We start from the raw sequence: 23,137 nt of genomic DNA on the forward strand, positions 1-23,137 counted from the left end.
CGGCGTTCCGTGCGATGCGAGCGCCCCCCCCGGTGCGTGGGGCTCCCGTCCGGCGCGTGCGGCGGCGGGGCGATAAACACGAGCAAAGGCAATTAGGCATCGCGTACCGCATTGGAACGTACGAGCCTATGCGTTATACTTTTTGTGGAGCGCGTGCCGGCGAGTTCGCCGATGCGCCTCCTCGTCCCCCCTTCCTCCCTAACCCCATCCTCCTCATGAAACATCTTCTACTCTCTTTGAGCCTCGGAGTCTTTTGCGTGGGATCGGCGTTGCCGGCCGCCGCGCAGTCGCGTCCCGAGATCACCCCCGCCACCGTGGCGCCGTCTACCCCCAGCGACGTGATCCCCAGCACGCCCATCGTGGAGGTGCGGCGGATCGACGAGGGGCTCAACTACGGGATGCACAACCGGCCCGGCCCCGACAGCGACTGCTACGGCAGCTTCGATCCCACCGACGACTTCACGGCGCAGTGCATCGAGCCCTATCCCGTGAGCGCCTTCGCCGGAACCGTCATCACGACCGAAGACGGCGAGGGCATCCTCTACTACGTCAAGCAGTTCGACCGGAACCAGACGGGCGTCGGCGTAGATACGCTCGCCGCGTACAACTTCGACACGGGGGAGCAGCTCGAAGAACTCGAGATCACCTACTTCGACGCGCTCGGCAATGAGATCCCCTTCTCCGCCGACCTCCCCCAGTGGGCAGACGGCGGGTTGGACACCAGCACCGGCGAGATGATCCTCCTCGGGCGTTTCCAGGCGTGTACGGCAGAAGCCGGCGGACAACTCTGGTCCCTCAACGTCCAGACGCTGGAAGCCCGCCCCCTCATCACGTTCACTGACCCGAACCACTGCCCGCTCTCCGGCGCCTATGACAACGAGAACAACCGGTTCATCGGCATGGTCCCGACCGGCGACGGCGAAGGCGCCGGGTTCTACCAGGCGGACCTCACCACGGGCGAGACCGTCGCGATGATCCCCCTGCCGGGCGACCTCTTCATGGACACCGTCGCCAACTTCATCCAGGGCGGCGCGACGAACTTCGGTGACGACGACGACCCGACCAACAACGAGGCGTGGATCTTCCTGTTCGAGGGCGTCAACCCGGACCTCGCCTCCAGCGCGCGGCTGATCACCTTCGGCGATGACGGCATCATCGACGGGTCCATCAACAACGGGGCGATCGACATCAAGTCGGACTGGGTCGAGGTGCTCACGTCGGGCTTCAAGTCCCAGCCGTTCGCGGTCGCCAACGAGGCCGACGCGGCGCCGGGCGCCTTCGAGTTCATCGGGGTCTTCCCGAACCCGTTCCGGGTCTCGGCCACGGTCATGCTCCGGGCCGAGCAGCCGGTCGCGCACGCGACGGTCAAGGCCTACGACGTGCTCGGCCGCGCGGTCGCCACGCTGCACGACGGCCCGCTCGCCGCGACCCAGCACCAGTTCGGGCTCGAAGCGCGGGGCCTCCCGACCGGGGTGTACTTCGTCTCCGTCCGTAGCGGGGACTTCTCCCAGACCAAGAAAGTCGTCCTCATCGACTGACCTTCTCGGCTCAGCGCACGGCTATGGAGCCGGCCGGACCTTCGGGCCCGGCCGGCTCCATTCGTGTCTCGCCGGCGCCGGGCGCACTCGGTCCTCGGCGGTGATTTGCCCAGCGGCGTCTGCCTTCCCACGTTTCCTCAATCGAGGGGGTGGTTAAGCGATCCGCAGAACCCGGCGATTCCAGAAGAGCCTATCTTCAACGCCTCATGGAATCCCTCGTCTTCGTCAGCCTCGCCCCGGTCGCCACCATCCTCATGCTGGTGGTGGCGCACTTCGCGTGGCGTCGGCGCGCGGAGCCCGGTGGCCGGGCGCTCTTCGCGTTCTCGATCCTGGAGGCGGGCTGGCTCGCGTGCGACACGCTGGCGCTCGTCGCGCCGACGCCGGAGGCGACCCTCCGCCTCACGCAAGCGACGCTCTTGTTCGCCTCGCTCCTGGGTACGGTGTGGCTCGCCTTCGTGCTGAGCTACACCGAGCGCTTCTCGCGCGCCGCGCGGATCGCGGTCGGGGCGCTCGCCGCGTGGTGCCTCTTCTTCAGCGGGATGGCGCTCACCAACGACGCGCACCGGCTCGTGTGGGCAACGTGGGAAGCGGTCCCCGACGGCCCGTTCCTCCGACTCGCGTACACCCTGGGTCCGCTCGCGTGGGCGCAGACCGCGTTCATGTGGGTGGCGATGACGGTCTCGTTCGGGGCGATTCTGGTGGCGTACGCCGGGGCCGGCGAGCGGGCCCGCACCCTCTCGTGGTGGATCGTGGCCGGGGCCCTCGTGCCGATGGGGCTCAACGTCGGCTTCCTGCTCGGGCTGGGGCCGTTCGCGAAGGACTTCACCCCGCTCGCCCTCGCCATTTCGTCCGGGGCGTTCGCGCTCGGTCTGGCACGCTATCAGTTCCTGGACCTCCGGCCCGTCGCCCGCGCGGCACTCGTGGACGCCCTCCACGAAGGGATGCTCGTGCTCGACGCCCGAGGCCGCATCGCCGACGTAAATCCTGCGATGCGAAGCATTCTGGGAGAGCCCGACGCGCTCATCGGGTGCCCGCTCCACGACGTGGATCCGCTGCTGGATAAAGCCATCGCCGAGGCTCCCACCCTGCCGTTCCGCGTCGGCGACGGCGCGGACGCGCGGTACTTCGACCTCCGCGTCTCGCCGCTCTCCGGTCGCAATGGCCGCGCCTCCGGCCGCCTCGTGCTGCTGCACGACGTGTCGCACCGGCGCGAAGAGCAGGCCGCGGTGGGCCGAGCCAACGCCGCCCTCTCCGAGGCGAACGCCGAGTTGCAAGCGAGCAACGAAGAGCTCGATGCGTTCGCCCACACCGTCGCGCACGACCTCAAGAACTCCATCCACAACGTGCTAGGCTACGCCGAACTCCTGCGCGACGACGGCCCGGAGCTTCCGCCCGACGCCCACCACGCGCTGGCGGACGACCTGGTCCGGCAGGCGCGCAAGATGGGCAGCGTCGTCCACGAGCTCCTGCTCCTCGCCGTCGTACGGCAGACCGCCGTCGAGCCGCAGCCGATCGCGATGGACGCGGTCGTGGAGGAGGCGCTGGACCGGGCCCAGCATGCGCGAGGTGACGCCAGCGAAGTCACGCTCCCGGTGTCGTGGCCGGAGGCGTCGGGCCACGCGCCGTGGGTCGAGGAGATCTGGGTGAACTACCTCACGAACGCCGCGAAGTATGGCGGCCCGACGGTCACGCTCGGGGCCGAGGCCGCTGCGTCCGGGCAGGCCCGGTTCTGGGTCCACGACGACGGCCCCGGCATCCCGCCCGGCGCCCAGCAGCGCCTGTTCATCCCGTTCTCGCGCGTCGGTACGGAGGCCGTCGAGGGGCACGGCCTCGGGCTCTCGATCGTGCGCCGCATCGCGGAGCGGCTGGACGGTACCTGCGGTGTCGAGAGCGCGCCCGGCGAGGGCACCCGGTTCTGGTTCGAGCTTCCGTGCGCGTCGCTGTGCGCGTCGCTCTCCACGGCCGACGCGGAAGGGGACTTGACCAGAGCCAAAGCGGCCTGACGAAGCAGCTCCCCGGCGTCGGAGACTACTCCTCGTCGTCGGCGTAGCGGCGGGCGCGCTTCTCGACGGACTCCTCCTCGTCGCGCGCGCGCCACACGGCGAGCCGCTCGGCGACGGTCCGCTCGTAGCCGAGGTCGCGCGGCGTGTAGAAGTAGAGCCCCTGCATCTCGGCGGGGAGGTACTGCTCGGGGACGTAGCCGTCGCGGTAGGCGTGGGGGTACTTGTAGCCGACGCCGTGGCCGAGCCCTGCCTTGTCGCGGCTGCCGTCTTTGAGCGCGTTCGGCATGTCGCCCGTCGTCTCGTTCTGCACGTGCCTGAGCGCGTCGAAGTAGGCGAAGATGCTGTTCGACTTCGGCGCGGTCGCGAGGTAGAGGCAGCACTCGGCGAGGGGGAACTGGCCCTCGGGCATCCCGACGTAGTCGAACGCGGCGGCGCAGGCCGTCGCCACCTGGACCGCGCGCGGGTCAGCGAGGCCGATGTCTTCGGAGGCGAAGATGAGCATGCGGCGGAGGATGAAGCGCGGGTCCTCGCCGGCGTAGACCATCTTCGCGAGCCAGTACAACGCGGCGTCGGGGTCGCTCCCGCGGAGGCTCTTGATGAAGGCGGAGATCGTGTCGAAGTGGGCGTCGCCCTCTTTGTCGTAGAGCACGGCGCGGCGCTGGATCGAGTCCTCGGCCACGGCCATGTCGACGTGGACCACGCCCTCGGCGTCTGCCGGCGTCGTCTCGACGGCGAGTTCGAGCGCGTTGAGCAGGCTCCGCGCGTCGCCGTTCGCCGTGTTCACGAGGTGGTCGAGCGCGTCGTCGTCGACGCGGACGGCGCGGTCGCCGTAGCCGCGCCGCTCGTCGGCGAGGGCCTGGCGGGCGACCTGCCTCAGATCGTCTTCCGTCAGCGTCTGCATCTCGAAGACGCGGCTTCGGCTGACGAGCGCCTTGTTGACCTCGAAGTACGGGTTCTCCGTCGTCGCCCCGATGAACACGACGGTGCCGTTCTCGACGTGCGGGAGGAGCGCGTCCTGCTGCGCCTTGTTGAAACGGTGCACCTCATCGACGAAGAGGATCGTGCGCTGGCCGTGGTGGCGGAGCCGCTGCTGCGCCGCGTCGATCTCCTCGCGGATGTTCTTCACCCCGGCGAGCACGGCGTTGAGCGTGGCGAAGTGGCTCTCCGTCGTGTTCGCGATGATCCGCGCGAGCGTGGTCTTGCCGGTGCCGGGCGGACCGAAGAAGATGACGGAGGTAACGCGATCGGCCTCGACGGCGCGGCGGAGCAGCTTGCCGGGGCCGAGGATGTGCGGCTGCCCGGCGAACTGGTCGAGCGTGCGGGGCCGCATCCGGTCGGCAAGCGGGGCGCTCGCGGCGCGGAGGTCGTCGGCGCGAGCCTGGAAGAGGTCGGACATGGGAGGCGAGTTGGTGTCCTCCACGATACGCCCGCGCGGTGCCGGCGTTCAGGCGCGCCCGTCAGGAAACGATGTGATTCCGCCCGTGCAAATCGCCGTGCCCAAGCCGAACGGAGAGCCCCGGCTCGGTATACTGTCGCCTGACCTTTCGCACGTTTCCCTTCCTTCTCCGAACCATGCGCCTCTCCACTCTGCTCTCGTTGCTCCTGCTCGGCGGCTGCTCCCTGTTCAGCAGCGACACCGACGACACCACCTTCCGCACCGACGCCGGCCGCTACGAGGCGCGGCGGACCGGCTACGGCCTCGAACTCGACCCCATCGCCTTCACCTTCACGAACGCGCGCTCGCGGGCGGTCTACGTGCCGGGCTGCCCGGGGCCGAACCCGCCGTCGCTCCAAAAGCTGGTCAATGGAGCGTGGGTCGAGGCGTGGTCGCCCGTCGTGACGCAGTGCCTCGGCCCGTCGGTCCGCGTCGGCGCGGGGCAGGCGTACCGCGACACGCTGCACGTCCTCGCCGGGCTGCCGTCGGACAACCTCTATCCCAAGTTCGAGACGTTACCGGTCGAGGGCACGTACCGCCTCGTGCTGGGCGTGGACCGGACGGAAGACCCGGAGCGCATCGTACCGACGCCGCTCGGCGAGCGCGTCTCCAATCCGTTCGAACTCCGCGAGGCGTCAAACTAAGCATCGTCGCGGGTCCTCACCCGTCGACGAGGTGCTGGTAGTCCGGGTGCTTCTCGATGAAGCTTTCGACGAACACGCAGATCGGCCGGACGCGGAGCCCGTGCTCTTCGGCGTAGTCGAGCGCGGTGCGGACGAGCGCCGTTCCGATGCCCCGGTTGTCGATGGCAGGCGGCACGCCGGTGTGGGTGAACGCGATTACGTCGCCGTCGAGTTGGTAGTCGAGCACGGCGGTCTCGCCGTCCACGACGGCTTCGAAACGGCTCTGCTCGGGGTTGTTGGCTACGGGGAAATCGGGCATGGAGACGATGTGGGAACGTAGAGACGCAACATGTTGCGTCTCTCAGATGTCGCCCAACTGCGGGCGGAGGAGGAGTTCTTCAACGACCGTGCGGCCGGTGAGGCGGTGCATCGCGAGGACGGCGGCGGCGATGTCTTCGGGCGGCATGAGGCGTTCGGGCGGGAGGTCGCTCGCGGCCCAGCTGTCGGTGTACGTCGCGCCGGGGAGGAGCGTCATCACGCGGAGGCCGAGGTCCTGCACCTCTTCGCGGAGGCTGCGGGCGAGGCCGAGGAGCCCGTGTTTCGCCGCGCCGTACGCCACGCTGCGCGGGTAGCCCTGGATCGACGCGACCGACGCCATGAAGAACACGTCGCCCGAGCCGCGCTCGACGAAGGCCGGCAGAAACGCCTGCGTCACGAGGAACGCGCTCGTGAGGTTCACGTCGATCTGCGCGCGGAAGTCGGCGACGCTCATCTCGAGCACGCCGCCGGGCGCGAACGACCCCGCGTTGTTGACGAGCACGTCTGGCGTCCCGAACCGCTCGCGCACCGCCTCGGCCATCGCCGCGACCGCTTCGTCGTCGGTCACGTCGCAGGGGAAGACGGCGGCCTCGGCGCCGAGCGAGCGGCACCGCTGGGCCACGGCGTCGAGCTTCGATTCGGTCCGCGCGACGAGGGCGAGCCGCGCTTCGGGTTCGGCGGCGAACGCCTCGGCGATCGCGGCGCCGATGCCCTGGCTGGCTCCGGTGATGAGAACGGTCATGGGCTCGGGGGATTCAAATTTCTTCGAGAATGGAGGTGCCGCTCGACCCGTCGCCGCTCGTCCACTGCCAGACTTCGTGCAGGCGGAGGCGGCCGTCGGGGAGCGTTTCGGGCGTGGAAGTGCAGACGCCGGTCATGAGTTCGCCAGCGTCGTTGACGTGCGCGTACCGCATATCGAGCCGGCCGTCGTCGTCCACGGTCGCGACGAGCGTGCCGAGAGCGACGCCGCCGCCACGGTACGTCGCCCACACCGCCTCGCCTTCCTGGCGGTACTCGAAGACGGTCTCGGCGCCGACCTCCCCGTTCGCCGTGTTCGCGACAGTGCGGAAGCGGCGGCCGTCGTAGTTCGGCGCGGGCATCGGCGGCTCAGTGCCCGTTGATGAGCCGCATGAACTCGGCGCGGGTGTGGATGTTGTCGATGAACACGCCGCTCATCGCGCTCGTGGCGGTGAACGAGGTCTGCTTCTCGGCACCGCGCATCATCATGCACAGGTGCTGCGCCTCGATCACGACGGCGACGCCCTGCGGGTCGAGCACTTCCTGGATGGCGTCGCGGATCTGGATCGTCAGTCGCTCCTGCACCTGCAGCCGGCGGGCGAACACGTCAACGACGCGGGGGATCTTCGAGAGCCCGACGATCCGGCCGTTCGGGATGTACGCGACGTGCGCCTTCCCGAAGAACGGGAGCATGTGGTGCTCGCAGAGGCTGTACACCTCGATGTCGCGCACGAGAATCATCTCGTTGTAGTCCTCCTCGAAGAGCGCCGAGCGGAGGATGGCGTGGGGGTCGAGGCCGTAGCCGTGGGTGAGGAACTGGTGCGCCTTCGCGACCCGTTCCGGCGTCTTCGCGAGCCCCTCGCGCTCGGGGTCCTCGCCCACGAGGCGGAGGATCTCGCGGGCGTGCTCGGCGAGCCGCTCCGTCTTCTCCGCGTGGTAGATGTCGCGGCGCTCGTAGTGCTCCGGGGAGTAGAGGTCGGTCGCGAGGTCGGAGGCGCCGGGGCCGAAGTGGTCGGGGTCGGTGTTCGTGTGGTCGTCCATGGGCTGCGTCATTCGCCTCGGTATTCGGCCATGTTGTTTTCGGTCTCGTAGAGCCGGACGGCGTGGAGCCGACGGCGCGGCGCATCGCGCGCGATCTCGTCCGCGATCTCGTTCCAGATCGCCACGGCGACGTTCTCTGTCGAGGGCAGCACGCCCTGTAGGAAGTCCACGTCGAGGTTGAGATTCCGATGGTCGAGCTTGTCGACGACGCGGTCGTGGAGGAGCTGCTTGAGCGCGCCGAGGTCGATCACGTAACCCGTGTCGGGGTCCGGCTCGCCGGCCACGGTGACGTCGAGCGTGTAGTTGTGGCCGTGCCAGTTGGGGTAGTTGCACTTCCCAAACGTCTCCCGATTCCACTCGTCCGACTTTGCCGGGTTGTGGAGCCGGTGCGCGGCGTTGAAGCGGACGGTGCGGGTGGCGTAGACGGTCGGCATAGTCGGTGCAACAACGATTGGAGTCCCGGTTCTGAACACGCCCCGCCGCCGTTCGTTCCTCCCCTGCCGCCGTGCAGACACGCTCTTTCCACGGCACGCGTGCGCACCCCATCGCCCCGCCTATCTTCCCCTCAGCCGCCCGCGCACAGCCTTTGCCTGTCCCTCACGTCCACCTCCCACCGCCATGAGCAAAACCCTCTTCCAGAAGATCGCCGACGGCGAGATCCCGGCGGACATCGTCTACGAGGACGACCGCGTTATCGCCTTCCGCGACATCAACCCGCAGGCCCCGACCCACCTCCTCATCGTCCCCCGTAAACCGATCCCGCGCGCCGACGCGATCGAGGAAGAGGACGAGGCGCTCGTCGGCCACCTGTTCACCGTGGCTCGGACCGTGGCGGGCGACGAAGGGCTGAGCGACTACCGGCTCGTGATGAACAACGGCGAAGGGGCCGGGCAGTCCGTCTTCCACATCCACCTCCACCTCCTCGGCGGGCGCGGCCTGCAGTGGCCGCCCGGCTGATCTCAGATACCGAATGATCCACGTCCAGAACGTCCACGTCGCCTACGACGGCAAAGAGGTGCTGCACGGCGTCTCGTTCCACGTCGGCGGCGGGCAGATCGCCGGGTACGTCGGCCCCAACGGCGCGGGCAAGACGACGACGATGCGCCTGCTCACGGGCACGCTGAAGCCCGACGCCGGACGCATCACGCTCGCAGGGATCGACGTGGTGGAGCACCCACTGGAGGCGAAGCGGCGCTACGGGTTCGTGCCCGAGCACGGCCACCTCTACGAGAGCTTTACGCCGGAGGAATACCTCCTCTTCATCGGGCGGATGTACGGGCTCGACGAGGACCTCGTCCGCACCCGGCTCGCGGCGCTGCTCCGCTACTGGAAGCTCGACGGCGAGGCGCAGCGGAAGATGGTCGGCTTCTCGAAGGGGATGAAGCAGAAGGTGCTCCTCAGCGCCGGTCTCCTCCACGCCCCGCCCGTCCTCCTCCTCGACGAGCCGCTCTCCGGGCTCGACGCCGAGGCCGTCCTCCTCGCCCGCGCCCTCTTCCGCCGCTGGGCCGACGCCGGCCGCACCGTCCTCTACTCCTCCCACATCCTCGACGCCGTCGAGCGCATCGCCGACCGCGTCATCGTGATCCGCGACGGGCACATCATCGGCGAGGGCTCGCCGGAGGAACTCAAGACCGTGACTGCCTCGGCCTCGCTCGAACGCGCCTTCAGCCAGCTCACCTCGACCGAAGACGTGGCGGCGCGGACGGATCAGTTGATGACCGACGGGTTCGGCGAGACGGTGGCGCCATGACCACGCTCGGCGTCACCGGCGGCATCGGCAGCGGGAAATCGGCGGCGTGCCGGATCTTCGAAGAACTCGGCGCGCGCGTCGTCTACGCCGACGTCGAGGCGAAGCAGCTGATGCATCAGGACTCAGCGCTGCGAGCCGCGATCACCGAGGCGTTCGGGTCGGAGAGCTACGACGCCGAGGGCCGGCTGAACCGCCCCCACCTCGCCGCCCGCGTGTTCGGCGACGCCACGCAGGTCGCCCGGCTCAACGCGCTCGTCCACCCTCGTGTCCGCGAGCGCATGCTCGCCCTCATCGACAAGGCCCGCGCCGACGGCACTGACCTGCTCGTCTACGAGGCCGCGCTCCTCTTCGAGACCGGCGCGGACCGCGTGCTCGACCACGTAGCTGTCGTCGACGCGCCAATCGACACACGCATCGCCCGCGTGGTGGAGCGCGACGGCGTGACGCGCGAAGCCGTCCTCGCCCGGATGCAGCACCAACTCCCCGCCGCCGACCTCCGCCGCCGCGCCGACTTCGTGATCGAGAACGACGGCGACCTCACCCACCTCCGTGCCCAAGTCGAGGCGCTCTACCGTCGGTTCACGTCAGCCCCTGCGTGAGCGGCGTTGCCGGAGCCTCTTCGTCGCTGGATCGGTTCCGGGACGGCATCGTTGCAGACGGCACCCACGCACGACGCTTCCTCAGGGGCGCAGCGCGAGCGCGTAGACGAGGATGTACGCGTTGACCAGCATCAGCACGAACGCTGGAACCGTTTCGAGGAGCGGGTCCCGGACGCGGAGCCGCGTCGCGACGCCGAGGGCCATCAGCGCGGTGAGCCCGGCCGAAGCCAGGATGAGCACGGCGGGGACGACGTATCCGACGACGAGCCCGGCTGCTCCGAGCACTTCCAGACTCCCGGTCAGCTTCCGGTAGCGGCTGAGCCCGTACCGCTCGAACTCGGCGACCATCCCGTCGGCGAAGAGGCAGTCGAGACCGTAATAGAGGAAGAGGACGACCGAGAGGCCGAGGGCGGCTTGGAAGGCGATGTGCATGGGCGATCGGCACGCTGGGGGCGGAGCGCGTAGCTTAGGGGTTTCCTAGCTGCCGATTTTCCACCGGTGAACGCATGAACTGGCTCTCTATCCTTCTCCAAGTGGCCGTCAGTCTAGGCCTTCTCAACGTGTGGCTGGTGCGGGCACGCTCATCGACATCGTACCGGGGCGGCGGGGCGCAGTCGCTCAAGGAGGAGTTCGCCGAGTACGGGCTGCCCGAGTGGATGTTCTACCTCGTCGGCGCGCTGAAGATCGGCGCGGCGGTGGCGCTCCTCCTCGGCATCTGGGTGGAGGCCCTCGTGGTACCGGCCGCGATCGTCGTCGCCGTCCTCATGCTCGGGGCCCTCGCCATGCACCTCAAAGTGAAGGACCCACTGATGAAGGCGCTCCCGGCGGCCCTTGTGCTCCTCATGAGCGTGGGGATCCTGCTGCTCCGCTGACTCCCTCGCGGGATCCGCAAGGGGTGACGCTCGACAAGGGCTTCGCTACTCTGCGCAACCCCGCACGCCGAGAAGCCTGCCAGTCCGCTCCGTGCTGCCTCCCCCGCCGCCCTCCGCCGCCGCCCTGCGGTCGCTGCTTACGCATGCCGCCACAACCACGATGCCCTACCGAGAACATAGGCGTTGTGAACGCACCGCCTCGTACCTCACCTCACCTCAGCCAGAGCCGGAGCCGGAGTTCCAGCGCTCGGCTCCAACGTTGGTCAGCGTCGTACTGCTCGAACGACGGGAGAACATCGAGGTCATACCGAAACTCGAGGGTGAACCGCTCCGATAGATCGGCACCGACTCCCATCGCCATACCGAACACGGAGGTCACGGGCCCGTTGAGTAGGTAGTCGTTGGAGGGGTCGCTCAAGCTCTTGCTGACGAGAACGTCTAGCCGGGGACCGATGAAGAGAAAACCAGCGCGAGGTCCGTCTGTAAGGACGTAGGCGAAGGAGCCCTCCAGCGTGACGTCCCACAGGCGTAACACGTTCGCTCCGTTTTCCCCCCCGAACTGCTGCCCTTTCTGCCGAAGGGCTACCTCGGCTGAGAGTCGTGTCCGTTCTCGGAGCCACTGTATCGTGAGCCCCGCGTTGAAGCCGAACACCTCGTCGTCCACAAAGGATGGCCCCTCGAACAGCTCCCTGTAGAGACCCGCTCGGGTAAGCCCGCCTACAGCCCCGATTCTTACGGACGGCTGCACCGGGTCCGATGCCACCGAGAGGGTGTCTTGAGCAGAGGCGAGCTCAGACGCAGCGAGGGATAAAAGAAGGACCGTGAGCAGGCTGAGGAAACGCAAGCGGAGTGAGTCGTTAGTTGCGCCGAGGGTGTCGCGACGCTGCATAACAAATACTTACAAAATAAAACCCTATCCCCTCGCTGCGAAGTGCCTCACTCGTCGCCGAGGATCTCGCCGAGGACAGCCTCGTCGTGCGCGCTCGCATCGGCGAGGATGAGGTGGCCCATCCGGTCGCGCTTGGTCTGGAGGTAGGCGACGTTGTCCTCGTTCGGCGCGATCTCAATCGGCACGCGGTCGACGATCTCGAGGCCGTAGCCGCCGAGCCCGATCCGCTTCGTCGGGTTGTTCGTCATCAGCCGGAGCTTGCGGACGCCGAGGTCGCGGAGGATCTGGCAGCCGGTCCCGTAGTCGCGGTGGTCGGGCTGGAAGCCGAGCGCCTCGTTCGCCTCGACGGTGTCGAGCCCCTCCTCCTGCAGCTTATAGGCCCGGAGCTTGTTGATGAGCCCGATCCCGCGCCCCTCTTGCTTCATGTAGAGCACGACGCCCTGCCCCTCGCGCTCGACCTGCCGGAGCGCCGTCGAGAGCTGGTCGCCGCAGTCGCAGCGGTTAGAGCCAAAGATGTCGCCGGTGACGCACTGGCTGTGGACGCGCACGAGCACAGGGTCGTCCTCCGTCCACTCGCCCTTCGCAAGCGCGAGATGCACCTCACCCGTCAGCACCTCTTCGTACGCGTGGAGCATGAACCGCCCGTACCTCGTCGGCATCTCGACGCTGACGACGGGGCGGACGAGCTGCTCCGTCCGCATCCGGTACGCGATGAGGTCTTTGATGGTGATGAGCTTCATGTCGAACTCGTCCGCGAGGCGGCGGAGATCCCCTACGCGGGCCATCGTCCCGTCGTCGTTCATGATCTCGATGAGCACGCCGACGGGCGCGAACCCGGCGAGGCGCGCGAGGTCGACGGCGGCTTCGGTGTGACCGGCGCGGCGGAGGACACCGCCGGTCTGCGCGCGGAGCGGGAAGATGTGGCCGGGCCGAGCAAACTCCGTCGCGGGCGTCGTGGCGTCGGCGAGGGCGCGGATCGTCTTCGCGCGGTCGGCGGCCGAGATGCCGGTTGTCGTGCCCTGATTGTAATCGACAGAGACGGTGAACGGCGTGTCGTAGAGCGAGGTGTTCACCTGCTCCATCATCGGGAGCTTGAGGGCGACCGCGCGCTCGGCGGTTAGCGGGACGCACATCAGCCCGCGCCCGTACTTCGTCATGAAGTTGACGAGCTCCGGCGTCATCGCCTCGGCCGCGCCGATGAAGTCGCCTTCGTTCTCCCGGTCCTCGTCGTCCACGACGATCACGAGGCGGCCGTCCCGGAGGTCGGCGAGGGCGTCTTCGATCCGGTCAAACAGGGGTCGGTCGGTCATCATAGCTCCGCGCTGGTGTGCCGGTTCAACGGGGCCCGCAGTGTCGGGTTCAGCCCGACGGGTGAAGGGTCCGGGGAAAAGACCCCGTCCCGCTACTCCTTCGTCGCGACGGAGGCGATGGCGGCCTTGTCGAAGCGGAGCTTGACGTTCTCGTCCACCTCGGCCAGCACGCTCGTCTCGTCGACCTTCGTCACGGTGGCGTGGACGCCGCCGATGGTCACGATCCGGTCGCCTTTCTTGACGGCGCTGATCATCGTCTTCCGCGTGTCCTCGCGCTTCTTCTGCGGGCGGATGATGAAGAAGTAGAAGACGATGAAGACGAGCAGGAACGGCAGGAACAGCGACGCGAGGCCGCCGCCGCCGCCTTCGGGGGGCGGGCCGCTGAGGAGGAAGACGTGGAGCGCGAGCACGGTGGTCATAACCAGGTGGGGGTGATGGATGGGGCGCTCGAAGATACGACCGCAACCACGTGCTCACCCCGCCTCCCAGCCGTCTTCAACCGTTCGATAGGCGCTTGTGGACCGATCTCTTGACGCGATTCCCTTTTATCCCCAAAAAGGTTAGCGCCCCCTCTTCATCTCCGATAGCGGCTGCAACGATTCGTCCCTCGCCCTGCCGACCCGTCGGTGCGACGGCGATGTGCGAACCTCTGACCGGTACCGGCCAGGGTCGCATTCACTCCAAAACGCCCTACCCCCAACACTATGCGTATTCTCATCGCCCTCTTCAGCTTCGGCGCCCTCGCCCTCAGCGGTTGTGCCGATGGCCTCACCGGCCCCGAGTCGGACCTCGTCTCCACCCCCGTTCAGGCCGTCGAGCGCGCCGCGGACGTCCCGACCGCCGTGGATGTACCGGGCGCCGAGCCCAGCCTCTACGCTTCGTGGGTCGGGTCGGACGACCAGGTCAAGTACGAGCTCACGTTCATCCAGGACGAGGCGGCCCCGTTCCGCGCCGAGTCCGCCTTCGTCGGCTCTGGCATGTGCTCCTCGAATGACGCGACCGAGATCATGGAGATCTCCCAGCAGGCTCCCGAGTGCTTCGTCCACTCCGGCTCGTTCGAAGACGAGGCCCTCTCGTTCTCGATCGAAGACTCGAGCGGTGAGGTCATCGCCAAAGCCTACGGCAAAGCGGCGCCCGACTTCTCCGTGCTGACCGTCGGCTTCTACTACGCGGACGGTAGCGAGTCCATCGTGACGCTCATGCCCGCCGAGTAGCACGGCGCAGTTCATAGTTCTGCGGCGAGCGCCCGTGATCAGCAGTCACGGGCGCTCGCTCTGTGTTTAGGCTGCCTCCGCTTCGAAGGCAGGCTCGCGCAGCCCGACGGCCGGCGGCAAAGCGCGGGACGCTATCCCCCGCCACCGACCGTACGCGATGAGGCGCGACACCACCCCGCGGAGCGTCGGCTGCGCCATGAGCCAGCGGACCGGCCCTGGCAGGCGGGGCTGCTCGGCGCTCAGCATCGGAGCGAGGACGAAGCGGTGGGCGATGGTTTGCATCCGCTGGATCCGGCGCACGGGCCGCTCACGGGCCCGCTGCACGGCGCGGAGGTCATGCGTACGAGCATCACCTGCCTGTAGCCCCTCGGCGAGTATCTCGGCGGCACACGCCGCGTCCTGAATGGCGAGGTTGATCCCGACCATCCCGACCGGACTCATCGCGTGCGCGGCGTCGCCGAGGCAGAGCAAGCCAGGGCGATACCAGCGGCGGAGCCGGTCTACCTCGACGCCGAGCAGCGCCATCTGCTTCCAGTCCGTCAGCGCATCGAGCCGGTCGGCGAACTCGGGGGCCGTCGCGGCCACGGCATCGCGGAATGCGTCGAGGCCACGGTCGCGAAGGGCAGGGAAGCTGCCCTTTCGGAGGATCGCGCCGACCTGCCAGTGCGTCCCGGCGTCCATCAGCGCGAGCATCGCGCCGCGCCCGAAGCGGAAGTACGCCCCCGCCTGCCGGTCGTCGTCGGCCGCGCGCGGCAGCGTGAACCACAGCACGTCGATGGGCACGCCGTAGCGCTTGACCGCCAGCCCCGCCTCGGCCCGGACAACCGAGTTTCGCCCGTCGCAGGCGACGGTGAGCGGCGCACGGAGTTCGTGGCGCTCGCCGTCGCGCTCGTAGACCACGCCGCGCACCGCGTCGCCCTCCCAGACCAGCCCCTGCACGTCGGCGCCGGTGATGAGCCGGGCGTGGGGGTAGCGGGCGACTTCGGCGAAGAGGAACGGCAGGAAGTCCGCCTGCTGCATCAGCAGGATGAACGGAAACGCGCTGTCGAGATCCCTGAACTCCGCGAAGCGGACGGCGCCCGCCGCGTCGACGGCGGTGAAGTGGGTCGTCTTCGCGTGGGGCAGCGCGAGGACCCGATCGGCCAACCCGAGTCCATCGAGCAGTTCCAGCACGGCCGGGTTGAGCGTGTTGCCGCGGAAGCTACGGTCGAGGTCGGTGTGCTTTTCGAGGACGGTGACGGGGACGCCGCGGCGGGCGAGCAGCAGGGCCAGCACGGCCCCGGCAGGGCCGCCGCCGACGATGAGGCAGGAAGGGTCAGGAGGCATGCGCCTTCAACGCGCCGCCTCTACCGGGTTTCCTACGCCGTGAGCACGCGGAGGTAGAACAGCGGGGAGACGAGCTTCTGCCGCTGGCTCTCGTCGTCGAACATGGCCGAGATCGCGTCGGCGAGTTCGTGGGAACGGCTGGCCTTCTGGATGACCTTGTTGAGCAGCCACTTGAAGTTGCCGAGCCGCTGCATGGCGTGGCTCAGCTTGAGCTCGTCGCCGAGGTAGCTCAGCACGGCGTCTTCGTACCCTTTGAGGTGCGCCGCCGAGTAGTTGTTGAACGACTTCGCGTAGCCGGCCCACTCGGCGGCCTTCTCGCCCGAGACCATCGCATTCCCGATGCCCTCGCCCGTGAACGGGTCGATGAGGCTCGCCGCGTCGCCGAGGAGCAGCCAGCCGTCGCCGTGCATCGTGCGCGGCTTCGAGCCGAGCGGGAGGCCCCAGCCCTGCACCTTCCCGACGCGCTCGGCGTTCTCGAACCGGTGGCGGAAACGGGGGTGGTCGACGAGGACGTCGAGGAGCGGCTTGAGCTTGATGTCTTTCTTCTTGATCACGCTCGAAAGCATACCCACGCCGACGTTCGCCATCCCGTTCGCCATCGGGAAGATCCAGAAGTAGCCGGGGATGGCTTCGTCCACGAAGTGGATTTCGACGTGGTTGCGCTCGTGGAAACCGGTCACGCCTTTGTAGTACGATCGGAGCCCGGCGCAGTAGTGCTTCTCGTCGAGTTGGTCCATCCCGAGCGCGCGGACGACGGTGGAGTAGGGCCCGTCGGCCCCGATCGTGAGCGGAGCGCGGACTTCCTTCGTCTCGCCCTCGTGCTCTACCTCGGCCCCGAGTACACGGCCGGCGTCGTCCATGATCAGCCCGGTGACTTTGGCGTTCTGCCAGATCTCGACGCCGGCTTTCACGGCCTGCTCGAAGACGATCTGGTCGAACTCCAGCCGGGCGCACACGAAGCCGGGCGCGACGGGCTGATCGAGCATCTTCGTGAACGGGATCGCGACTTCGTCGCCGAACGGACCGCTGAAGGTCACGCCCCAGCTCCCGATCTGCTCGGCGGCCACCATGTCGTCCATCATCCCGAGCCGCTTCATCACGTCGACGCTTTTGCCGGAGATCGCGTCGCCGCAGATCTTGTCGCGGGGAAACGTATCCTTGTCGAGGAGGAGCGGGCGGAGGCCGGCGCGGGCCATGAAGGCGGCGGCGGTGGCGCCGCCGGGTCCGGCCCCGACGATGATGGCGTCGTACGAAGACATAGCTATTGGGCGGTTCGCGAAAAAGAGAGCGGCGGGAAGCTACGACGGGGCGCCGCGGGCGGCATAAACGAAATAAGGGCAAGCGACCCGCATCGCGCCGCTACGACCCTCTACCGCTGCTGCCTTCCGGCCCTGACGGAGTTCGAGGGGAGCTGGCCGTACGGGACTTGCCCTTATTTCGTCGACGGGCCCACTCGCGTAGGCGATCGACTAATAACCAGTGATCGCAATATACGGCGGCCTCCGCCCTTTCGGTTCCCGCCGTGCGAACTTCAACCGTTGTTCCTACAAGAGCCCGACCGGGTCCACATCGATATTGATGCGGACGCCCTTCGGCGGGCTCCCGAACTGCTCGTTCACGGCGCGGACGAGACGAGGGAGCGCGTACGCATGCTGCGACGGCGTCCCTTTGAGGATCGTGTGGAAGCGGTACTGCTTCTTCACCCGGCCGATGAACGCGGGGTTCGGGCCGAGCACTTCGGTGCCGCCGGCCTGCGTCTGCGCCGCACGCTGGAGCAGCCGCGTCCACCGCTCCGCCACGGCCTGCACGCCGCGCTCGTCCGGCCCTTTGAACTCGACGCCGACGAGCCGGCCGAAGGGCGGATAGCCGAGCGCCTTCCGGTCCGGCATCTCGGTGCGGAGGAAGCCGAGGAAATCGTGCTCGGCGGCGCATCCGAGCGCGGCGTTCTCCGGGCTCCGCGTTTGGAGGATGACCTCACCGCGAAGCGCCCCCCTACCAGCCCGGCCCGCGACCTGCATCAGCAGTTGGAACGTCCGCTCCGCCGAGCGGAAGTCCGGCAGCAGCAGCCCCGTGTCGGCATCGACGACGCCGACGAGCGTGACGCGGTCGAAGTCGAGCCCTTTCGCGACCATTTGCGTGCCGATGAGGATGTCGGCGTCGCCCCGGCCGAAGGCGTCGAGGATCTTCTGGTGCGCGTTCTTCCGGGAGGTGGTGTCGAGGTCCATCCGCAGCACGCGGGCGTCGGGGAAGACGGCGGCGAGTTCCTCTTCGACGCGCTGCGTTCCGGCCCCGAGCTGCGCGAGGTCCGCCGATCCACACTGTGGACAGGCTGTGGGTAAGGGTTCGACGCGGCCGCAGTAGTGGCAGCGGAGGTGGCGGTGGCTTTTGTGAAACGTGAGGCTGACGGCGCAGTCGCGGCAGTGCGGCGTCCACCCGCAGTCGTCGCACGTGACCACGGGGCTGTAGCCGCGCCGGTTCTGCAACAGGATGATGCCTTCGCCTTTCGCGAGCCGGTCGCGGATGGCCTCGCGGAGCGGGTGCGAGAGCGCGCCCTTCAGCCGCCGCACCTTCTTCTCCCACGTCAAGTCGACGATTTCGACGGGCGGAAGCTCGGCCGCGTCGCCCCCGTCGATGGGCACGCGGGCGGGCATGCGGAGGAGGGTGTACTTGCCGGACTTCGCGTTGAGGTAGCTCTCGAGACTCGGCGTGGCGCTGCCGAGGACGCAGACGGCCCCTTCGAGGTGCGCCCGCATCACGGCGACGTCGCGGGCGTGGTAGCGCGGCGCGGGGTCGAACTGTTTATAACTCGCCTCGTGCTCCTCATCGACAACGACGAGCCCGACGTTGGTGAGCGGCGCGAAGATGGCGGAGCGCGGCCCGATGGCGACGGTGAACCGGCCGCTCTGGAGGTGGCGCCACGCGTCGTAGCGCTCGCCCGCGCTCATCCGCGAGTGGAGCACGGCCACGCGGTCGCCGAAGTGGGCGCGGAAGCGGCGGACGGTCTGCGGCGTGAGCGCGATCTCGGGGACGAGCACGATCCCGGTCCGCCCCTGCGCGAGCGTCTGCTTGAGCGCTTGGAGGTAGACCTCGGTCTTGCCGCTGCCCGTGATGCCGTGGAGCAGGAACGTCTTCGCCTCGCGCGCTTCGAGCGCTTCGCCGATCTGCGCAAGGGCCGTCGTCTGCCCGGCGTGGAGCGCGTGGATCGGCGGCGGCGCGGGCTCCGGTTCGGCGTCGAACGGCGTGCGGATCGCCTCTCGCTCGCTCCGCTCGACGAGCCCTTTCTCGACGAGGCTCTTCACCGTCGCGCTCGACGCGCCGGTCGCGGCGAGCACGTCGGCCTGCCGGGGCTCGGCCTCGCCGTCGCTGCTAAGCCGGGCGAGCGTTTCGACGACGGCCGTCTGCTTCGCCCCGCGCAGTGAGCTGGCGACCTCGGTCGCGTCGATCCCGTCGGCGAGCCGGAGGTGCCACTCGGTTTTGACCGACGCCGACGGCGGAGCCATCTCTTTCTCGATGCGAACGAGTTCGTCGCGTTCGAGCCGCCGCAGCAGGCTCGCCGTCGCGCCCTTCACCCCGTTCTGCAACGAGCCCACCGGCTGCGGTCCACCCGCGTCGAGCGCGTCGAGCACACGCCGCGCCGCGCCATTCAGTTCGAGCGCGGGCCGCTCCGTCCGATGCACCACGCGTTGGCTCTCGACCGTCGCGCCGGCGGGAAGCGCTGCCTTCAGCACCTCGCCCCATGCGCAGACGTAGTACGCCGCGATCCATTTCGTCAGCCGCAGCAACACGGGCGAGAACGACGGCGCCTCGTCGAGCACGTCGCGGAGCGGCTTGAGCCGGTCGCCGCTCCCCTCGCCTCGCGCAGCGATCACGCCCGTCAGCGTGCGCGGCCCGAACGGGACGACGACGCGCGCACCGGGGACGGCCTCCGCCTCGAACTCCGCCGGGACGAGGTACGTGTAGACCTTATCGACGGGGGTGAGCGGGACGACGCGGGCGGTGGCGGGCATGGGCAGCGATGGGTTCGCCCGCGAATCTACGATGCCTCAGCGCCTGTCCCCGTGATAATCCAGCGCGACTACGCAGCGATGCGGCGCGGCAGCCGCACGACGTTGAGCCAGAACGACTCGATCGCCCGCACCACCTTTACGAGCTCGTCGAGATCGCCCGGCTTCGTGATGTAGCAGTTGGCGTAGCGGTCGTACGCCCGCTCGATGTCCTCGCGCGCCGAGGACGACGTGAACACGATGACGGGGACGAGGCGAAGGTCCGCGTCTTTTTTCATCTCTTCCAGCACTTCGTGGCCACTCTTTTTGGGCATGTTGAGGTCTAGCAGGACGAGGTCCGCGAGCGGGACGTCGGCTTGCTCGTCCTCGCGCCGCAGGAAGCGCATCGCCTCCTCGCCGTCGCGAGCGACGTGCAAGTTGACGGGAAACGAGGTGTCCCGAAGTGCCTCTTTGGCTAGTTCCACGTCGCCCGGATTGTCTTCCACGATGAGCACTTCGATTGGGGTATTGTCACCCATGTCCTGCCTCAACTAGATGTGATATGGACGGAGCCCAGGACGGTGTCACATAAAGAGGACACCCAGGAGAAGAGCGGGCTGCGCTAGACGCCCTCGCGGGCGCGCTCAAGAGATCTGCAATGGCTGTGCCGGCTTAAGCCGTCCGAAGCACGGCCTGGCGAAATGCTGCAACATTCTCGGCGATATCGCCGCCGAAAATCGCACTCGCCGCTACGAGCACGTCGGCCCCGGCATCCGTGAGCGCCTGCGCGTTCTCCGGGCTCACGCCGCCGTCGACCTCCACGAGCGCGCCCGCCCCGAGCGTATCGATGAGCCCACGCGTCCGCCCGACCTTCCGCACCGAGGCCGGGATGAACGACTGCCCCGCGAAGCCGGGGTTGACCGACATAATGAGCACGAGGTCGAGCAGCGGCAGCACGTCTTCGAGGAGGTAGATCGGCGTCGCGGGGTTGAGCGCGACGCCGGCCTTCGCGCCCGTCGCTTTGATCTGCTGCACGACGCGGTGGAGGTGCGGCGTCGCCTCTTGATGGACAGTGATGACGTGGGCGCCCGCCTCGGCGAAGGCGTCCACGTAGCGCTCCGGCTCCGCGATCATCAGGTGCACGTCGAGCGGCGTCCCGGTCTCGTCGGAGAGCCGCTTCATCGCCCGCATCGCCGGGAAACCGAGCGAGAGGTTGGGCACGAAATGACCGTCCATCACATCGACGTGTAACCACTCGCAGCCTGCGTCAATTGCGGCGCGGGCGTCGCGTTCGAGGTGGCCGAGGTCGGCGCCGAGGATGGAGGCGGAGAGCATCATCGAAATCGGAGGTAGAGACGCGACGTGTCGCGTCTGTACATGCGGAGCAGCAAGTCTGCGAAAAGGGGTTAGCCGTTGACCAGCTTACGCGCGGCGTCGGCGACGGCATCGGCGGTGAAGCCGTAGTGGCGCATCACCACATCGCCGGGGGCGGAGGACCCGAAGCGGTCGACGGTGATGAGCGCGCCGCCCAGACCGACCCACTCGTGCCACCCCATCGAGCTGCCGGCTTCGACGCCGACGCGAGCGGTAACGCTCGGCGGCAGCACTTCGTCGCGGTACGATTTGTCCTGCTCGCGGAACAGCTCCCAGCACGGCATCGAGACGACGCGCGCGGCGATGCCGTCGCCGGCGAGTTGCTCTTTCGCTTCGAGCACGAGGGGGACTTCGGAGCCCGTCGCGAGGAGCAGCACGTCCGGCTCGCCGTCGGTGTCGGCGAGGACGTACGCCCCGCGCCGTGTCCCCTCGGCCGAGGCGTAGACGGAGCGGTCGAGCGTGGGGAGGCCCTGCCGGCTGAGCGCAAGGAGGGTCGGCCCGTCGGATCGGCTGAGGGCGATGCGCCAAGCCTCGGCGGTCTCGTTCGCGTCAGCCGGACGGAGGGTGTACATGTTCGGGATCGCCCGCAGCCCGGCGATCTGCTCGACCGGCTGGTGCGTCGGCCCGTCTTCGCCGAGGCCGATGGAGTCGTGCGTGAAGATCCACGTCACCGGGATCTCCATCAGCGCCGAGAGGCGGACGGCCGCTTTCATGTAGTCGGAGAAGACGAGGAACGTGCCGCCGAAGCCGCGCAGCCCGCCGTGGACGGTGAGGCCGTTGAGGATGGAGCCCATCCCGTGCTCGCGCACGCCGAAGCGGATGTAACGGCCCTCGGGCGTCGCCTGCGAGAAGTCCTGTGCGCCTTTCGCCTGCGTCTTGTTCGACGGCGTGAGGTCGGCCGAGCCGCCCATCAGCGACGGCACGACGGGGAAGATGGCGTCGATGACTTTGCCGCTCGCGGCGCGCGTCGCCATGCCCTTCTCGTCGGCGTCGAACGTCGGCAGCGCGGATTCCCAGTCGCCGCCGGGCGTCGGGCTGTGCATCGCGTCCCACTGCGCGGCGAGGTCGGGGTTCGCGCTGCGCCATGCGTCCCACCGCGTCTTCCAGTCGGAGTGCGCCTCGGCGAGGTCGCACGTTGCCTTGCCCATCAGCTCGCGCACCTCGTCGGCGACGTAGAACGTCTTGTCGACCGGGAGGCCGAGGTTCTCTTTCGTCAGCTTGATTTCCTCTTCGCCGAGCGGATCGGAGTGGACGTCGTGCGTGCCCGCAAGGTTGGGGCTGCCGAAGCCGATCGTCGTGCGGCAGGCGATGAGCGTCGGCCGGTCGAGCACGCCCTTCGCCGTGTGGATGGCGTCGCGGATGGCCGCGCGGTCGTGCCCGTCGATGGGGCCGATGGTGTGCCAGCCGAGCGCTTCGTAGCGGGCGACGGGGTCCTCGGAGAAGGAGAGCGAGGTCGGCCCGTCAATCGTGATCTCGTTGTCGTCGTAGAGCACGACGAGCTTGCCGAGGCCGAGGTGGCCGGCGAGCGAGCACGCCTCGTTCGAGACGCCCTCCATCAGGTCGCCGTCGGAGGCGATGACGTAGGTCCAGTGGTCGACGATGGGTGTCTCCTCGGTGTTAAACACGGCGGCGAGGTGCTTCTCCGCGATCGCCATGCCGACGGCGTTGCAGATGCCCTGCCCGAGCGGTCCGGTCGTCGTCTCGATGCCTTTTGCGAGGAAGCTCTCGGGGTGGCCGGCCGTCTTGCTCCCCCACTGCCGGAAGCTCTTGAGCTGGTCCATCGTCATCTCTTCGTAACCCGCGAGGTGGAGCAGGCTGTAAAGCAGCATCGAGCCGTGGCCGGCCGAGAGCACGAACCGGTCGCGGTCGGCCCACGTCGGCTCGGCGGGGTTGTGGCGGAGGAACTCGGTCCAGATCACGATCGCAGCGTCGGCCATGCCCATCGGGAGGCCGGCGTGGCCGGAGTTCGCTTTCTCGACGCCGTCGATGGCGAGGCCGCGGAGCGTGTTCGCAGCGAGGTCCTGGAGGCGGTGGAGTTCGGTCTCGGAGAGGGCAACGGCGGATTCAGCCATGACGAGCGGGGCGAGGTGGGCGGAAGAGGGAAGGTAAGACGGAGGAAAACTC

Annotated in this window: 24 protein-coding genes and 1 other RNA gene; 8 read left to right on the plus strand and 17 right to left on the minus strand. The window is 68.3% G+C overall.

Annotated features, from left to right (window positions below; all coding sequences use genetic code 11):
• Positions 1-314: 314 nt before the first annotated feature.
• On the plus strand, positions 315-1,538 hold the full coding sequence (locus ABJF88_02170) for a T9SS type A sorting domain-containing protein (protein MEP0545714.1): 1,224 nt from the start codon (positions 315-317) through the stop codon (positions 1,536-1,538).
• 206 nt (positions 1,539-1,744) lie between these two features.
• Positions 1,745-3,541 (plus strand): histidine kinase N-terminal 7TM domain-containing protein, encoded by a 1,797-nt coding sequence (locus tag ABJF88_02175; protein MEP0545715.1) that lies wholly within the window; start codon positions 1,745-1,747, stop codon positions 3,539-3,541.
• A 25-nt stretch (positions 3,542-3,566) separates the two neighbouring features.
• On the opposite strand, the gene ABJF88_02180 is transcribed toward ABJF88_02175, so the two are convergent.
• A complete protein-coding gene (locus tag ABJF88_02180) occupies positions 3,567-4,937 on the minus strand; it encodes an AAA family ATPase (GenBank protein MEP0545716.1) in 1,371 nt (456 codons plus the stop codon).
• Positions 4,938-5,113: 176 nt separating this feature from the next.
• Between ABJF88_02180 and ABJF88_02185 the strand changes: the two genes are divergently transcribed.
• Positions 5,114-5,620 (plus strand): hypothetical protein, encoded by a 507-nt coding sequence (locus ABJF88_02185; GenBank protein MEP0545717.1) that lies wholly within the window; start codon positions 5,114-5,116, stop codon positions 5,618-5,620.
• Positions 5,621-5,636: 16 nt separating this feature from the next.
• On the opposite strand, the gene ABJF88_02190 is transcribed toward ABJF88_02185, so the two are convergent.
• The 5 genes from ABJF88_02190 to ABJF88_02210 are packed head-to-tail and all read right to left on the minus strand — an operon-like array spanning position 5,637 to position 8,130.
• Complete coding sequence (locus tag ABJF88_02190; GenBank protein ID MEP0545718.1) at positions 5,637-5,918, minus strand: GNAT family N-acetyltransferase; 282 nt, start codon at positions 5,916-5,918, stop codon at positions 5,637-5,639.
• A gap of 42 nt (positions 5,919-5,960) precedes the next feature.
• Complete coding sequence (locus ABJF88_02195) at positions 5,961-6,659, minus strand: SDR family oxidoreductase (protein ID MEP0545719.1); 699 nt, start codon at positions 6,657-6,659, stop codon at positions 5,961-5,963.
• A 13-nt stretch (positions 6,660-6,672) separates the two neighbouring features.
• On the minus strand, positions 6,673-7,017 hold the full coding sequence (locus ABJF88_02200; GenBank protein ID MEP0545720.1) for a n-acetylglutamate synthase: 345 nt from the start codon (positions 7,015-7,017) through the stop codon (positions 6,673-6,675).
• Positions 7,018-7,024: 7 nt separating this feature from the next.
• The gene (gene folE, locus ABJF88_02205) at positions 7,025-7,696 is read right to left on the minus strand and encodes a GTP cyclohydrolase I FolE (protein ID MEP0545721.1); all 672 of its coding nucleotides are present in this window, start codon (positions 7,694-7,696) and stop codon (positions 7,025-7,027) included.
• Positions 7,697-7,704: 8 nt separating this feature from the next.
• Positions 7,705-8,130: a 6-carboxytetrahydropterin synthase gene (locus ABJF88_02210; protein MEP0545722.1), complete on the minus strand. Its 426-nt coding sequence runs from the start codon at positions 8,128-8,130 to the stop codon at positions 7,705-7,707.
• Positions 8,131-8,314: 184 nt separating this feature from the next.
• On the opposite strand from ABJF88_02210, the gene ABJF88_02215 reads away from it, so the two are divergent.
• From ABJF88_02215 to coaE, 3 genes are read left to right on the plus strand one after another with little or no spacing between them, the layout of a single operon-like run.
• Positions 8,315-8,653 (plus strand): histidine triad nucleotide-binding protein, encoded by a 339-nt coding sequence (locus tag ABJF88_02215; protein MEP0545723.1) that lies wholly within the window; start codon positions 8,315-8,317, stop codon positions 8,651-8,653.
• 13 nt (positions 8,654-8,666) lie between these two features.
• A complete protein-coding gene (locus tag ABJF88_02220; protein ID MEP0545724.1) occupies positions 8,667-9,446 on the plus strand; it encodes an ABC transporter ATP-binding protein in 780 nt (259 codons plus the stop codon).
• Complete coding sequence (coaE, locus tag ABJF88_02225) at positions 9,443-10,045, plus strand: dephospho-CoA kinase (GenBank protein MEP0545725.1); 603 nt, start codon at positions 9,443-9,445, stop codon at positions 10,043-10,045. The genes ABJF88_02220 and coaE overlap by 4 nt, the downstream gene beginning before the upstream one ends.
• 81 nt (positions 10,046-10,126) lie before the next feature.
• Here the strand turns inward: coaE and ABJF88_02230 are convergent, their stop codons facing one another.
• Positions 10,127-10,477: a DoxX family protein gene (locus ABJF88_02230; GenBank protein MEP0545726.1), complete on the minus strand. Its 351-nt coding sequence runs from the start codon at positions 10,475-10,477 to the stop codon at positions 10,127-10,129.
• Between the two features lie 74 nt (positions 10,478-10,551).
• On the opposite strand from ABJF88_02230, the gene ABJF88_02235 reads away from it, so the two are divergent.
• Complete coding sequence (locus ABJF88_02235; GenBank protein MEP0545727.1) at positions 10,552-10,917, plus strand: DoxX family protein; 366 nt, start codon at positions 10,552-10,554, stop codon at positions 10,915-10,917.
• A gap of 211 nt (positions 10,918-11,128) precedes the next feature.
• On the opposite strand, the gene ABJF88_02240 is transcribed toward ABJF88_02235, so the two are convergent.
• The 3 genes from ABJF88_02240 to yajC all read right to left on the minus strand — a co-directional run bounded on the left by ABJF88_02240 (position 11,129) and on the right by yajC (position 13,535).
• Positions 11,129-11,761, minus strand: a complete 633-nt coding sequence (locus tag ABJF88_02240) for a hypothetical protein (protein MEP0545728.1) — start codon at positions 11,759-11,761, stop codon at positions 11,129-11,131.
• Between the two features lie 92 nt (positions 11,762-11,853).
• Positions 11,854-13,116 (minus strand): bifunctional 3,4-dihydroxy-2-butanone-4-phosphate synthase/GTP cyclohydrolase II, encoded by a 1,263-nt coding sequence (locus tag ABJF88_02245; protein ID MEP0545729.1) that lies wholly within the window; start codon positions 13,114-13,116, stop codon positions 11,854-11,856.
• A gap of 92 nt (positions 13,117-13,208) precedes the next feature.
• On the minus strand, positions 13,209-13,535 hold the full coding sequence (gene yajC, locus ABJF88_02250) for a preprotein translocase subunit YajC (GenBank protein MEP0545730.1): 327 nt from the start codon (positions 13,533-13,535) through the stop codon (positions 13,209-13,211).
• A gap of 285 nt (positions 13,536-13,820) precedes the next feature.
• Here yajC and ABJF88_02255 point away from each other — a divergent pair, with 285 nt between their 5' ends.
• Positions 13,821-14,330: a hypothetical protein gene (locus ABJF88_02255; GenBank protein ID MEP0545731.1), complete on the plus strand. Its 510-nt coding sequence runs from the start codon at positions 13,821-13,823 to the stop codon at positions 14,328-14,330.
• A 66-nt stretch (positions 14,331-14,396) separates the two neighbouring features.
• On the opposite strand, the gene ABJF88_02260 is transcribed toward ABJF88_02255, so the two are convergent.
• The 7 genes from ABJF88_02260 to tkt all read right to left on the minus strand — a co-directional run bounded on the left by ABJF88_02260 (position 14,397) and on the right by tkt (position 23,085).
• Complete coding sequence (locus ABJF88_02260; protein MEP0545732.1) at positions 14,397-15,656, minus strand: FAD-dependent oxidoreductase; 1,260 nt, start codon at positions 15,654-15,656, stop codon at positions 14,397-14,399.
• A gap of 32 nt (positions 15,657-15,688) precedes the next feature.
• Positions 15,689-16,915 (minus strand): geranylgeranyl reductase family protein, encoded by a 1,227-nt coding sequence (locus ABJF88_02265; GenBank protein MEP0545733.1) that lies wholly within the window; start codon positions 16,913-16,915, stop codon positions 15,689-15,691.
• Positions 16,916-16,988: 73 nt separating this feature from the next.
• Positions 16,989-17,088, minus strand: an RNA gene (gene ffs, locus ABJF88_02270) — signal recognition particle sRNA small type.
• 112 nt (positions 17,089-17,200) lie between these two features.
• Positions 17,201-19,663, minus strand: coding sequence for a primosomal protein N' (gene priA / locus ABJF88_02275; GenBank protein MEP0545734.1), 2,463 nt, complete (start codon positions 19,661-19,663; stop codon positions 17,201-17,203).
• A gap of 68 nt (positions 19,664-19,731) precedes the next feature.
• Positions 19,732-20,178 (minus strand): response regulator, encoded by a 447-nt coding sequence (locus tag ABJF88_02280; protein MEP0545735.1) that lies wholly within the window; start codon positions 20,176-20,178, stop codon positions 19,732-19,734.
• A 133-nt stretch (positions 20,179-20,311) separates the two neighbouring features.
• Complete coding sequence (gene rpe / locus ABJF88_02285) at positions 20,312-20,977, minus strand: ribulose-phosphate 3-epimerase (GenBank protein MEP0545736.1); 666 nt, start codon at positions 20,975-20,977, stop codon at positions 20,312-20,314.
• Between the two features lie 68 nt (positions 20,978-21,045).
• Positions 21,046-23,085, minus strand: coding sequence for a transketolase (gene tkt / locus ABJF88_02290; GenBank protein MEP0545737.1), 2,040 nt, complete (start codon positions 23,083-23,085; stop codon positions 21,046-21,048).
• Between the last annotated feature and the right edge of the window lie 52 nt (positions 23,086-23,137).

The organism is Rhodothermales bacterium, from assembly GCA_039944855.1.
Taxonomy (GTDB): domain Bacteria; phylum Bacteroidota; class Rhodothermia; order Rhodothermales; family JANQRZ01; genus JBBSMX01.